Origin of the sequence: Nocardiopsis sinuspersici, from assembly GCF_001998325.1 — a bacterium.
GTDB lineage: Bacteria > Actinomycetota > Actinomycetes > Streptosporangiales > Streptosporangiaceae > Nocardiopsis > Nocardiopsis sinuspersici.
The window spans coordinates 3,078,522-3,091,721 of the sequence record NZ_MCOK01000001.1 but is presented as its reverse complement, the minus strand read 5'-3'; the positions used below and the strand labels follow the sequence as shown (position 1 = coordinate 3,091,721).

Genomic DNA, 13,200 nt, shown 5'->3' with positions numbered 1-13,200 from the left:
GTGAGTGGTGTCGGAGTATGCGGTTGGTGTTTTGATTTGTGAATAGTGTGCGCGAGCATCTTATTATCTGTAGTGGCCAAGTGATAGTGGCACACGGTGGATGCCTTGGCACCAGGCGCCGATGAAGGACGTGGGAGGCCGCGATAGGCCACGGGGAGCTGTCAACCGAGCTGTGATCCGTGGGTGTCCGAATGGGGAAACCTAGCCCGAGTTGTGTCGGGTTGCCGCTGCCTGAATGTATAGGGCAGTTGGTGGTGACGCGGGGAAGTGAAACATCTCAGTACCCGTAGGAAGAGTAAACAACAGTGATTCCCCTAGTAGTGGTGAGCGAACGGGGATGAGGCTAAACCGCATGCGTGTGATAGACGGCAGTCGTTGCGTGTGCGGGGTTGTGGGGTGCACCTGTCCAGGTCTGTCGGCCTGGAGCACTGAGTGGTTCTTCTAGCTGAATCCGTTGGGAAGCGGAACCGGAGCGGGTGAGAGTCCTGTAGGTGAAGGAAGAGCCTAGGTGTTGGTGTGTCCCCGAGTAGCGCGGAGCCCGTGAAAGTCCGTGTGAATCTGGCAGGACCACCTGCTAAGCCAAAATACGTCCTGGTGACCGATAGTGCACTAGTACCGTGAGGGAAAGGTGAAAAGTGCCCCGGTGAGGGGTCGTGAAATAGTACCTGAAACCGTGTGCTGTCAAGCCGTCAGAGCTGGAGCTTGTCTTTGGTGATGGCGTGCCTTTTGAAGAATGAGCCTGCGAGTCATGGTGTGTGGCGAGGTTAACCCGGGTGGGGTAGCCGTAGGGAAACCGAGTCTGAATAGGGCGGTTGAGTCGCATGCTGTGGACCCGAAGCGGAGTGATCTACCCATGTCCAGGGTGAAGCGGGGGTAAGACCTCGTGGAGGCCCGAACCCACCAGGGTTGAAAACCTGGGGGATGAGGTGTGGGTAGGGGTGAAAGGCCAATCAAACTCCGTGATAGCTGGTTCTCCCCGAAATGCATTTAGGTGCAGCGTCGTGTGTTTCTTGCCGGAGGTAGAGCGACTGTTTGGCTGATGGGCCCTACCAGGTTACTGACGTCAGACAAACTCCGAATGCCGGTGAAGTGAAGCGCGGCAGTGAGACTGCGGGGGATAAGCTTCGTAGTCGAGAGGGAAACAGCCCAGATCATCAGCTAAGGCCCCTAAGCGTGTGCTAAGTGGGAAAGGTTGTGGAGTTGCTGAGACAACCAGGAGGTTGGCTTAGAAGCAGCCATCCTTTAAAGAGTGCGTAATAGCTCACTGGTCAAGTGGTTCTGCGCCGATAATGTAGCGGGGCTTAAGCACACCGCCGAAGCTGTGAAGCTTACGTTCTTTGAGCGTGGGTTGGTAGGGGAGCGTCGTGCATCCGGAGAAGCTGCCGAGTGATCGTGTGGTGGAGGGTGTGCGAGTGAGAATGCAGGCATGAGTAGCGAAAGCAACGTGAGAAACGTTGCCGCCGATTGACTAAGGGTTCCTGGGGCAGGTTAATCCGCCCAGGGTGAGTCTGGACCTAAGGCGAGGCCGACAGGCGTAGTCGATGGATAACGGGTTGATATTCCCGTACCCGTGCACGAGCGTCCATGCTGAATCGGGTGATGCTAACCACGCTGGTTCTTGGTGGTTCCTTCGGGAACTGCCTCTGGACTGGTCTGGGATCCGATCCCGTAGTAGGCAAGTGATGGGGTGACGCAGGAGGGTAGCTCTACCCGGCGGTGGTTGTCCGGGGGTAAGCGTGTAGGCCGAGGGGTTGGCAAATCCGCCTCTCGTGTGGCTGAGACGTGATGCCGAGCCGTTTTAGGCGAAGTGAGTGATCCCATGCTGTCGAGAAAAGCCTCTAGCGAGTTCGTGTGTGGCCAGTACCCTAAACCGACGCAGGTGGTCAGGTAGAGAATACCGAGGCGTTCGGGTGAACCATGGTTAAGGAACTCGGCAAATTGTCCCCGTAACTTTGGGAGAAGGGGAGCCCTGTCTGGTGAAGACCTTCGCGGTCGGAGCTGGGTGGGGTCGCAGATAGCGGGGGGAAGCGACTGTTTATTAAAAACACAGGTCCGTGCGAAGTCGTAAGACGCTGTATACGGACTGACGCCTGCCCGGTGCTGGAACGTTAAGAGGACTGGTTAGTGGGGTTCGCCCCGCGAAGCTGGGAATCTAAGCGCCAGTAAACGGCGGTGGTAACTATAACCATCCTAAGGTAGCGAAATTCCTTGTCGGGTAAGTTCCGACCTGCACGAATGGCGTAACGACTTCCCCACTGTCTCAACCATGGGCCCGGTGAAATTGCACTACGAGTAAAGATGCTCGTTTCGCGCAGCAGGACGGAAAGACCCCGGGACCTTCACTATAGCTTGACATTGGTGTTTGGGATGGTTTGTGTAGGATAGGTGGGAGCCGGTGAAGCTGTCACGCTAGTGGCGGTGGAGGCGTTGGTGAAATACCACTCTGACTGTTTCGGGCATCTAACTTTGGACCGTGATCCGGTTCGGGGACAGTGTCTGGTGGGTAGTTTAACTGGGGCGGTTGCCTCCCAAAGAGTAACGGAGGCGCCCAAAGGTTCCCTCAGCCTGGTTGGTAATCAGGTGTTGAGTGTAAGTGCACAAGGGAGCTTGACTGTGAGACGGACGTGTCGAGCAGGAGCGAAAGCTGGGACTAGTGATCCGGCACCGGCGTGTGGAAGCGGTGTCGCTCAACGGCTAAAAGGTACCCCGGGGATAACAGGCTGATCTTCCCCAAGAGTCCATATCGACGGGATGGTTTGGCACCTCGATGTCGGCTCGTCGCATCCTGGGGCTGGAGTTGGTCCCAAGGGTTGGGCTGTTCGCCCATTAAAGCGGCACGCGAGCTGGGTTTAGAACGTCGTGAGACAGTTCGGTCCCTATCCGCTGTGCGCGTTGGAGACTTGAGAAGGGCTGTCCCTAGTACGAGAGGACCGGGACGGACGAACCTCTGGTGTGCCAGTTGTCCTGCCAAGGGCATGGCTGGTTGGCTACGTTCGGGAGGGATAACCGCTGAAAGCATCTAAGCGGGAAGTCTGCTTCGAGATGAGGTCTCCTGCCTCCTTTGAGAGGGTAAGGCTCCCTGTAGACGACGGGGTTGATAGGCCGGGTGTGGAAGCCCTGTGAGGGGTGGAGCTGACCGGTACTAATAGGCCGAGGGCTTGTCCGCTGCAGATAATTGGATGTTCGCGCACACTTGTTCACGGAGCTTGCTCGTGGCTGCTCCCCTTTTGGTGGGTTGAGTGGTTGTGGGTGTTGGTTTCCGTGGTGGTTATTGCTGGAGGGTCACACCCGGTCTCTTTCCGAACCCGGTCGTTAAGTCTCTTTGCGCTGATGGTACTGCCCTGTGGTGGGGTGGGAGAGTAGGTTGCTGCCACGGTTTTTCTTGAGGGAGGGGGTCGCCTGTGGGCGGCCCCCTTTTTTTGTGTGTGGGCTTGTTTTGTGTGTGGGCTTGTGCGTGTGTGAATGCGGGGTGGGGGTTGTTGTTCCCCGCTCCCCGGGGAAGCCGGCAGGAGTGGGGAGCGCGCCCGTAGAGCACCCACCGGTGGGCGACTACACACCCGTGGGGCTCGGGCTGACGAGCGGCCACGGCGCGTGCGCAGCGGTGGGATGTTGGGCACCTGCGCTTTGGCGGTGAGCAGCGACGCCATGTCGTAAGCTGGAGTGTACGAAGTACTATGACGCGCTGCTACTGGTCAAGGTGGCAGCGCTTTTGAGTGTTGACGGACGGGTTGATGACTGAGGACAGCCGATCGGGAGACCGCGAGGGCTCCGGAGCCAACGAGCGTGGCGGTTACCGCTCCGGTGGGCCTGGTGGTCGGGGACGCGGTGATGGACCCCGCGCCCGGTCCGGCTACAGCGGTTCGGGGAGCCAGGGCCACAGAGGACGCGACGACCGGGGCGGAGGCTTCCGGCGGGACGACCGCGGCGGCCCCCAGGGCCGGGACGACCGTGACCGCGGGCGAAGTGACCGCCGTGACGACCGGGACCGGGACCGTGGCGACCGCCGCGACGACCGCTCCGGCGGTGGTGGCCGCGGCAGGGATGACCGTGACCGCGGGCGAAGTGATCGCCGTGACGACCGCCCCAGCGGAGGGGACCGGGGCCGAAGCGACCGCCGTGACGACCGCTCCGGCGGCCGCGGTCGCGACGACCGTCGTGGTGGCGGATTCCGCGGAGGCGACCGCCGGGACGACCGCCGTGGTGGCGGATTCCGTGGGGGAGACCGCCGTGACGACCGGCGCGGCCCGCGTGAGGAGCGCGACCCGGCGGACATCGCGCCCCAGCTTCCGGAGGAGGTCAGCTACTCCCAGTTGGACGCGGAGACCAAGCGCGACCTCCAGTCACTGCCCAAGTCGCTGGCCGAGCTGATCGGCAAGCACATCGTCACCGCCGGCATGCTCTTGGACGAGGACCCCGAGCGGGCCTACGCCCACGCCTCCTACGCCCGCCGCAAGGCGTCGCGCGTTCCCGGCGTGCGGGAGGCCTCCGGCGTCGCCGCCTACACCGTGGGCAAGTGGCAGGAGGCCCTGTCCGACCTGCGCGCCGCACGCCGGATGAGCGGTCGCGACAACTTCCTCGCGATCATGGCCGACTGCGAGCGTGGTCTGGGCCGCCCCGAGCGGGCACTGGAGATCGCCGACGACCCGGCGGCCAAGGACCTGGACGTCGCCGACCGCATCGAGCTGCGCATCGTCGCCTCCGGCGCCCGCCGGGACATGGGCGACGCCAAGGCGGCACTGGCCGAGCTCCGGGTGCCCGAGCTCAAGGAGCGGCGCGCCCGTCCGTGGATCGCCCGCCTCTTCTACGCCTACGCCGACGTGCTGGAGGAGCTGGGCCGCGAGGACGACGCCCGCGAGTACTTCTCGCGAGCCTCGGCCGTGGACAGCGACGGTGTCACCGACGCGGACGAGCGCCTGGCCGCGCTGGAGGGCATGGAACTGATCGACTACGACGCCGAGGACGGCATCGTCTGGACCGACGTCGAGGAGCAGGAGTCTCCGGAGGAGGCACGGCCTTCGAACGGTGGCCGCGACCACCAGGACCGGGACTGAGTCCCTTCCACGACACCGCACCGTCGGGTGGCCAGGCGCCGCTCGGCGGTGCCGTCGTGTATCTGGGGGCTCTGCCCCGCGTCCACGACTCGGTGGTGTGCCTGACCTACACCGGTGACCGTCCCCTGCTCGTGCGCCACCGGCGCCGTGCCTGGGAGTTCCCCGGAGGGCACGCCGAACCGGGGGAGACCGTCCAGGAGACCGCGCGCCGCGAGGCCCGCGAGGAGGCCGGCGCCACCCTCGGCGAGATCCGTCCCGTCGGCTACTACGTCCTGTCCGGCGGACACGTCACGGTGGTCACCCACGCGCGTGTGACCGGTCTGGTCCCGCTCACCGGGGAGTTCGAGACCGTGGAGGTGCGGGCCTTCGACGTCCTGCCCTCCGACGAGGAGCTCTCCTGGGCGGACGGCCTCTACGCCCACCTGCTCCGGGCGCTGGGACTGCCCGGGGCACCGCCGGGGCCGGCCGCTACGCCCTGAGCCGCTTGACGTAGCCGGTCTCGGTCCCGACCAGGGTGTAGCCGAGCCGCTCGTTGACGGCCAGCATCGGCGCGTTGTCCTCGTGGTTGCCGGTGTAGGCGTGCGTGAGGCCCCGCTCCCGGGCCCGGTGCAGCGCGACGGCCTTGGCGTATCCGGCCAGCCCGCGCCCCCGGTGCCGGCGTAGGGTGCCGGTCATGGACGACTCCAGCCGGGTGCCTCCGTCGGACGCGTAGCAGGTGAGGGCCGCCGGTACTCCGTCTGCGAGTACGAGTAGGCACAGGTCCAGGTCGGTGAGCGGGTGCCCCCACACGTTTGTCCGCCAGTCCTCGTAGGACGGGAACCACGGGTCCGCGCCCGGCTCGTCCAGGGTGGTGAGCCTGTCGATCCAGTAGACCTCACGCGGGTCGTCGGCGTAGTCGGTGAAGGGCCGCAGTTCGACCCCCTCCGGAGCGGGCGGGGCCTCCGGGAGCGCGGACAGGTCCAGACCCAGGATGTGGTGGGTGCCCTCCAGCGCGTACCCGTGGTCGAGCAGCGTTCGCCGGAACTCGTCCCCGCCCGCCTGGACGGCCTCGTCGGCCGCCTCGGCGCGCAGGACCTCCGCCCCGCCCTCCAGGAGGTCGCGTTCGGAGGCCTCCAGCAGGTGGGCGCCCACGTCCGTGCCCCGGTGGGAGGCGGCGACCGAGGCGAGGAAGGACCGGCCGCCGCAGGGTCCTTCCCCGCCGCACCGCAGCACGGAGCGCAGGAACCCCACCACGGCCCCGTCCTCCACGGCCAGGAGGCTGGTCTCGCGGCTTCCGGGCGAAGGGTTGTCCACCCGCCAGCGGACCGCGTCCTCGGTCAGCACACGGCAGGGGTGGACGGCGCGCAGGAGGGGGAGGACCCGGGGAACGTCGGCCCGCCCCATGGGAAGGATCTCGATTGCCATGCGGCGAGGCTAGGGGGAGGCGTCCTGCGGCCGCACCCGGTTTTCCCCGGGGCCCGGACCCGGCCCCGGAACCCGGTCCCGGGCCCCACACGGCCCGAGGACCGGAGGATCGGATGTCCGGTCCTCCGACGGAACACGACCCGGGTCTGCTCGGTGGACTCGGTCCTGTGCCACTGGGGGCGGCGAGGGCGCCGACGAAGGTTCCCGTGCCTTGGGCGGCCGAGCACGAAGCGCGGCGCAGCCTCAAGGAAGCGGCCTAGGCTCGCTCCTCCTCCGCACGCCTGGCCTCGGCCTGTTCCTGGGCGAGCCTGTCCAGCCAGTGCACGATGCCGGACACGTTGGTCTCCGCGCCGCTGAGGGTGTCCAGGATCTCGGCGGATCCCGGTGAGACGTCCGGCGGCAACGGCTTGTACCGCGAGACCACCTTGTCCCGGACCATGGCGATCGCGTGGTCCAGGTCTCCGGTGCTGCTTTGGGACTCGCGCACGGTCTCCACCCACAGCCGCAGCTCGGCCTCGGCCCGGTCGATGGTCTCGGAGACCGAGGTGACCGCGCCGAAGTGGGAGAACATGAGCCGCCGGGCACCGATGTCCCCGAACAGCCGCAGGGTGCTCAGGCAGGCGTCCATGTCGAAGTCCGGCGGCGGGGTGGCCGGGCTGAGGTCCCCGGTGAGCGGCTTGTACACGCCAAGGGCGTCGCCGACGTACAGGTCGCCGGTGAGGGTGTCGACCAGGCCCATGTGGTGCTTGGCGTGGCCGGGCGCGTAGTGCGTCACCAGTTTGCGTCCGCCGCCCAGGTCGATCTCCCCGGTCTCGGCCACCGCGCGGATACGGGTTCCCTCGGTCGGGCTCATCCGTCCGAACAGGGTGTCCAGCCGGTCGCCCCACACCATGGCGGCGCTGTGCATCAACCGGCTCGGGTCGGCCAGGTGGCGGGCGCCGCGCTCGTGCACGACGATCTCCGCGTTGGGGAACAGTGCGGCCATGTCGCCCGTGCCGCCCGCGTGGTCCAGGTGGATGTGCGTGACGACGATGGTGGCCAGGTCCTCGGGCGCCAGCCCCAGCCGGGTGACGGCCTCGTGCAGGACCCGTGCCGAACCGGCGGTGCCGACCTCGACGATGCAGGGCCGCTCGGAGCGGATGAGATAGCTCGACACGATCCCCGGGTATCCGGCGAGCATCGTGTCGATGGCGAAGATGTCGTCGCCCAGAGGGGTGATCCCCTCGGGCAGGCCGCTCACGTCCACGTCGTCGTGCACTGCAAGCACTCCTGTTCCTCGGTCGTCGTGCGGTTCGGGAAGGACCGAACCGGAGGGAATCCGACTCTAGGACAAGAGCGTCATGACAGGCCGGAGCGGGGGCGGCCTAGTTCTCCGAAGGGCGCGGGGACGGTTGTCCACAGCTTTCGACGAGGTCTTTCCCCACGCCCCGCCGAGGTGGATCCTGAGATCGGAGCACAACGCCCCCACCGCCCGCGGACGGCCGCATCCGTTCGGCCCCGTCTCCTCCGCCGCGTCGTGCCCGTCCCTTCCGCTCCCCAGCCCAGGGAAGGCGTACACATGCAGCAGGAGTCCGCGGCCGCACCGATCCCGGCCACCGCACATCCCCGGTCCCCACGGCAGCCCCGGCCCCCGTCGGAGGAACGGCGCCCACCGGCCGCCCCCTCGGCGGCCGCCTCCGCGACGACCGACACGACCAGCACGGCCAGTACGTCCGACACGGGACCCAGGCTCGGGTCCGAACGGGACCCGGACCACCGCAACGAGATCCTGGTGGCCGGGCGGATCACCGCCGCGCCCCTCGTCCGGGAGCTTCCCAGCGGAGACCGGCTGGCCACCTGGCGCATCTGCGTGGTCCGGTCCCCCGACAGCCGCTACGGCGGGCGCCGGGTCGACTCGATCACCTGCACGAGCTTCGACCGCGGTCTGCACGAGCGGGTCCGCGCCTGGCAGCTGGGCGACGTGGTCCGGATGACCGGGGAGCTGCGCCGACGCACCTGGCGCGCCCACGAGGGCGTGCGCAGCGTCTGCGAGGTGGAGGCGCGGACCGCGACCCTGGTGCGGACGGCCAGGGGCCACAGCGCGGAGCGGCGGTGAGTCCCCGGTGCGCGGGCTCACCAGCCCAGGCGGGCCAGCGCCTCGCGCACGGCCGGGCCGGAGGGGTCCACCGACCCGTCCGCCCACACCGCCGCGCACAGGGCGCGCAGTCCGTCCAGCCGGTCGCCCGTCCCCTCCAGCCGCGGTGTGCCGCCGGTGACGGTCACCGTCCACCCCTCGCAGCGGGTCCGGTCGCCCTCGCGGACCTCCTCGCGGACCACCGCCGGATGCGTGTGGTTCATTCCGGACAGGTCCCACGCCAGGTAGCGGGGGCGCTGGTGCTCCGGTGCGGCGAGCGCGTCCAGCGGGGTGGCCACCCCGGACAGCACCAGCAGCCCGGCCGCGCCGTGCGTGGTCGCGCCCTCGATGTCGGTGTCCAGCCGGTCGCCCACGATCAGCGGGTTCCGCGCGCCGGTGCGCATGATGCCCTCCTCGTGCAACGGACGCATCGGCTTCCCGGCGATGACGGGCTCGACGCCGGTGGCGTTGGCGATGACCCGGACGAAGGATCCGTTGCCCGGGGTGATGCCCCACTCGCCGGGCGCGGTGGCGTCGCCGTTGCTGGCCACGTAGAACGCGCCGCGCCTGACCGCGAGCGTGCCCTGGTCGAGCAGGTCACGGGTCATGTTCCGGGAGTAGCCCTGGATCACGGCCACCGCCGCCCCGGTGTCGACCGAGGCGGGGCGCAGCCCCATCCTGCGTACGGCCTGGCGCAGGGCGGTGTCGCCCACCACCAGCACCTCCGAACCGGCCGGGTAGCGCTCGGCGACCAGGCGGGCGGCGGCCTCGGCGGAGGTCACCACGTCCTCGGGGGTTGCGGCCACACCCAGGTCGGTGAGGTGCTCGGCGATCCGTGCCGGGGTGCGCCCGGCGTTGTTGGTCACGAACGCCACCCGCGCTCCGGCGGCCCGGGCCTTGCCCACCGCGTCGGGCGCCGCGGGAACGGCCCTGTGGCCGATGTAGACGACCCCGTCCAGATCCAGGAGCATCGCGTCGTGGATCTCGTTCAGGGGACGGTCTGCGGCGAGCAGGGACATGTCGGAGAACCCGTTCCGTGCGGTGGGAGTGGTCGTTTCCCAGGCTATGGCCCCGGTCTCGTCGGCCGTGACCGCGTGCCCGCGGCGAGGACGTGCGCTGCGTCGCACCGCGGGGTCCGCGGGCGGGCCGGGCCCCCTCCCGGCGGCCGGTGGAGAGGCCCCCTGCGCCCGGGACGCCCGCACCCGGGTCAGGTGTCCCGGTTGACGGTCATCCAGTTGGTGGCGAACGCCACCGCGTGGGGAAGGGAGAACAGCCGCGCGGTGGCCTCGCCCACGGGGCCCGACTCCACCGCTCCCGTGCCCTCGAAGTCGCCGCCCAGCCGTTCGAAGTCCCCCTCGTCGAGGAGCACGTCGGTGAAGGTGGTCCACTCCCGGCCGCCCTCGGGGGTCAGGACCGCGCACCCGCACTCCTCCAGGCGCGGGCGGGGGACGCGGTACTCGGCCAGGTGGAGGGCGGTGCAGGAGCCGAACCCCACCCCCAGCAGCAGGACCCGGGACCGGGCCCTCTCCAGGGCGGCGAGCGGGGAGTCCTCACCCAGCCGGCAGTCGATCGGGTGGCGGTCCATGAGATCGCGGGCGCGGGGGCCCAGAGCGGCGAAGGAGGTCTGCGGGTTCGCGCTGCGGACCGCCCCCGGCCAGGTGCGCACCATCTCCGGAACACGGCCCATACCCCTGCTCGGTGTCAGTCGCGGGTCGAAGCCGGGCGCCTCCGCGCGGATGACCGGCCACCAGTCCTCGGGGACCGGGGGGTCCCGCCACTGCCCGGGGTCGCTGTTCTCCCCGGTCTGGGTGGGCACGACGAGCGTCCCCCGGGGGCCGACGGCGTCCAGCAGGGCCTGGACGACCGTCTGCGCCCCGCCGCACACCCAGCCCAGCGAGCTGAGCGAGGAGTGCACGAGGAGGGTGTCGCCGGCGACACCCAGCGCGGCCAGGTCGCGGGCCAGGGACGCCCGGGTCCGCGGGCGCTCGGGGTGCTTCGCATCGGTGGACACGCGGCGTGCTCCTGACGGGAGGGGAACGGATCACCACCATGCGTACCGGAGGTTCCGGCACCGCACCAGTGGATACCCGGCCGCCGGCGGAGGATGAGGAGGGGGCCGGCGGGGCCGACGGCGTGGCCGGGGTGTGGTCGGGGCGTGGAGAACCGCAGGGTGTTCCTGCGGTCGGCACCGTGGTACCGGACGTGCTCCGCGGAACACGATGGGCACCATGTTCCCCGCCACAGCCGCGGCGGCCGCGCTCGCCGTCGCCTCCTTGACCCTCAGCGCCCCTCCCGCCTCAGCCGAGACCGGGACCGGGGGCCTCCCCGGCGGCCCCCGGACCACTGACCCCCGCGGCGGTGGACGCCTACGTGTACGACTACCTGGACTCCTCACCCCTTCCCGGAGCCGCGGTCGCCTCACCCGGGGCACCGAGGTGGTGCACACGGCGGGCTGCGGCACCGACTCCCGAGGAGAGCCGATGACCGCCGGCACCCCCCATGGGAGTGGCCTCGGTCAGCAAGGCCTTCACCGCGCTCGCGGTCATGCAGCTCGTGGAGGACGGTGAGATCGCGCTCGACGACCCAGTGGTGGACCACCTGCCCGGGTTCACCACCGCGGACCCGCGCTCGGCGGAGATCACCGTCCGCCAGTTGCTCACCCACACCTTTGGGATGTCCGACACCGCCTTCCCGGAGAAGGGCGCGCCCGTACCCGACGACCTGGAGGGCGCGGTCGCCCGGCTGGCCGGTGTCGGACTGGCCGCCGACCCGGGCGCCGAGGAGCACTACCACAACCCCGACCACCACGTGGCGGCCCGCATGGTGGAGGTCGTCGGCGGACGGTCCTTCGGCGCGTTCCTGGACGAGCGCACGTTCACGCCCCTGGGCATGGACGGCACCGTCACCGTCGACACCGCGGACGAGGTCTTCGCGGCGGGTGTGGCCCGGGGGCACATCGCCGTCCTGGGCCGGGCGGTCGCCGTCACCGAGCCGGAGGGCTACTTCAACGGCGCGGGCGGCGTGGTCACCACCGCCGACGACATGGCCCGGTGGCTCACCGCGCAGAACAACGGGGGAGAGGGGGCCGTCGGCGCCCGCGAGCGCCCCTGGTGGCGTACCGCCGTGCGCCTGCTGCCGGGGTTCGCCGTCATCGCCGCGGCCGTGTCCGCCAACCGGCTCGTGGCGCTGCCGGCCCAGGGCCGCCACATCACGTGGGAACAGACCTTCTACGTCGCTCCCACCGGTCTCACCCCGCTGGTGGCGGCCGCGCTCGCCGTCGCCGCGGTGTACGCGGTGCGCCTGGCGCGGCTGCTCCGTCCGGAGGTCACTCCGCCGGGTCCACGAGGCGCATGACCAGCCCGGTACGCGGTTTGGGGCCGAACGAGGTGGACTTGCGCGGGGTCGGCTCCCCGCGGTCGGCCACCGCGTACACCTGCTCCACCCCCAGCGCGGGCACGATGACGGCGGTGCCCCTCTCGTCGCGGGCGGCCTCGACCGCCTCGTCCGCGTCGTCGTGCACCATCCGCACCTGCTCCTCCGACGCCTGCCACAGCGGCATCAGCACCTCGTGCAGGGCGGCCGTCGACAGGTGGCGCCAGTCGGGGGAGCGGCCGGGCATGGCCCGTTCCAGCGCTTCCTCGTCGAAGCCGTACACCAGGTGCGCCTCCCCCTCGGCCGAGACCAGCAGCAGCGCGGGCGCCCCCACGTCCGCCAGGGCCCGTTCGGAGGACTCCGCGACCCGCTCCACCACGGCCACCGTCCGGGCGGCCTCGACCGCCTCGGCCGTGTCCAGCCCGGGCAGCACCCGGTGGATGGCGCCCAGCCGGGGCGGGTGGGTGTCGCTGTCCACCAGCAGGGCCAGGCCGTACCGCCAGCCGGGCTCGCCGTACTGCTCGTGCAGGCGCCGGTAGGCGGCGTAGCGGTGGTGGCCGTCGGCGATGAGCGCCGACCGGTCCGCGAGGTCGTCGGCGATCCGCCGCAGCCTGACGGGGTCGGTGACGGCCCACAGCCGGTGCTCGGCGCCGTCACGGGTGCGTGCGGACACCAGCGGGGTGCCCGAGACCGACTCGGTCACCGCTGAGGCGGCACCGCCGCCGCCCCGGTAGACCAGGAAGATCGGTTCGAGGTTGGCCCGTGCCACGGCCATGAGGCTGAACCGGTCGCGCACCGGCGGGTCGGCCACGTCCTCGTGCGGGCGCACGGCGGGTTCGGCGCCCTCCTCGGGCAGGCGCAGGTTGCCCACCAGGCCCCGCTGGCGCCGCCCGTCCGCCGTGACCTGCTCGTACACGTACAGGGCCGGCTCCCCGTCCAGGGCGAGCACGCCGTCCCCGATCCAGGTGCGCAGCAGGTCGGCGGCGGCCCGGTAGCGGCGCGGCACGGTGCCCCCGGGGCTCTGCCTGCTCAGTTCGAAGGGCAGTGTGACCCTCGCCGCGTTGTGCGGGTCGGAGCGCTGTAGGTCGCGCGCCTCCCGGGCGTCGGGGACGTCGTAGGGCGGGGCCAGGAGGCGTGCGAGGTCGAACTCTCCGTCGATGAACCGGTCCACGTCCGGGCTCGCGTAGCGCAGACCGCGGAAGGGGGCCAGTTCGAGAGGTTGGCGTGGCATCCCAGCAAGGTACCGGTCCCCGGACGGCG

General features: G+C 69.6%; 9 protein-coding genes and 2 rRNA genes. 6 read left to right on the top strand and 5 right to left on the bottom strand.

What is annotated here, in order from left to right; genetic code table 11:
• The first annotated feature begins 73 nt into the window (after positions 1 to 73).
• The 4 genes from NOSIN_RS13265 (at position 74) to NOSIN_RS13245 (ending at position 5,530) form a co-directional block, all read left to right on the top strand.
• A 23S ribosomal RNA gene (locus tag NOSIN_RS13265) occupies positions 74 to 3,167 on the top strand.
• Between the two features lie 93 nt (positions 3,168 to 3,260).
• Positions 3,261 to 3,376, top strand: a 5S ribosomal RNA gene (gene rrf, locus NOSIN_RS13260).
• A 355-nt stretch (positions 3,377 to 3,731) separates the two neighbouring features.
• Complete coding sequence (locus tag NOSIN_RS27750; protein ID WP_227015360.1) at positions 3,732 to 5,051, top strand: tetratricopeptide repeat protein; 1,320 nt, start codon at positions 3,732 to 3,734, stop codon at positions 5,049 to 5,051.
• 56 nt (positions 5,052 to 5,107) lie between these two features.
• Entirely contained in the window at positions 5,108 to 5,530 is a 423-nt protein-coding gene (locus NOSIN_RS13245; protein ID WP_077691039.1) for an NUDIX hydrolase, read from the top strand.
• On the opposite strand, the gene NOSIN_RS13240 is transcribed toward NOSIN_RS13245, so the two are convergent.
• Entirely contained in the window at positions 5,520 to 6,455 is a 936-nt protein-coding gene (locus tag NOSIN_RS13240; RefSeq protein ID WP_077691038.1) for a GNAT family N-acetyltransferase, read from the bottom strand. The two genes, NOSIN_RS13245 and NOSIN_RS13240, sit on opposite strands and share 11 nt — an antisense overlap.
• Before the next feature lie 256 nt (positions 6,456 to 6,711).
• Positions 6,712 to 7,713, bottom strand: a complete 1,002-nt coding sequence (locus NOSIN_RS13235; RefSeq protein ID WP_171986663.1) for an MBL fold metallo-hydrolase — start codon at positions 7,711 to 7,713, stop codon at positions 6,712 to 6,714.
• 300 nt (positions 7,714 to 8,013) lie between these two features.
• Between NOSIN_RS13235 and NOSIN_RS28200 the strand changes: the two genes are divergently transcribed.
• Entirely contained in the window at positions 8,014 to 8,550 is a 537-nt protein-coding gene (locus tag NOSIN_RS28200) for a single-stranded DNA-binding protein (protein ID WP_077691036.1), read from the top strand.
• Positions 8,551 to 8,567: 17 nt separating this feature from the next.
• Here the strand turns inward: NOSIN_RS28200 and NOSIN_RS13225 are convergent, their stop codons facing one another.
• Entirely contained in the window at positions 8,568 to 9,587 is a 1,020-nt protein-coding gene (locus tag NOSIN_RS13225; protein WP_077691035.1) for an HAD-IIA family hydrolase, read from the bottom strand.
• Positions 9,588 to 9,775: 188 nt separating this feature from the next.
• Positions 9,776 to 10,579, bottom strand: a complete 804-nt coding sequence (locus NOSIN_RS13220) for an aminoglycoside N(3)-acetyltransferase (RefSeq protein ID WP_077691034.1) — start codon at positions 10,577 to 10,579, stop codon at positions 9,776 to 9,778.
• A gap of 488 nt (positions 10,580 to 11,067) precedes the next feature.
• Between NOSIN_RS13220 and NOSIN_RS13215 the strand changes: the two genes are divergently transcribed.
• Positions 11,068 to 11,922, top strand: coding sequence for a serine hydrolase domain-containing protein (locus tag NOSIN_RS13215; protein WP_227015359.1), 855 nt, complete (start codon positions 11,068 to 11,070; stop codon positions 11,920 to 11,922).
• Here the strand turns inward: NOSIN_RS13215 and NOSIN_RS13210 are convergent.
• Positions 11,894 to 13,171: a DUF1015 family protein gene (locus NOSIN_RS13210; protein WP_077691033.1), complete on the bottom strand. Its 1,278-nt coding sequence runs from the start codon at positions 13,169 to 13,171 to the stop codon at positions 11,894 to 11,896. The genes NOSIN_RS13215 and NOSIN_RS13210 overlap by 29 nt on opposite strands.
• Positions 13,172 to 13,200: the final 29 nt, after the last annotated feature.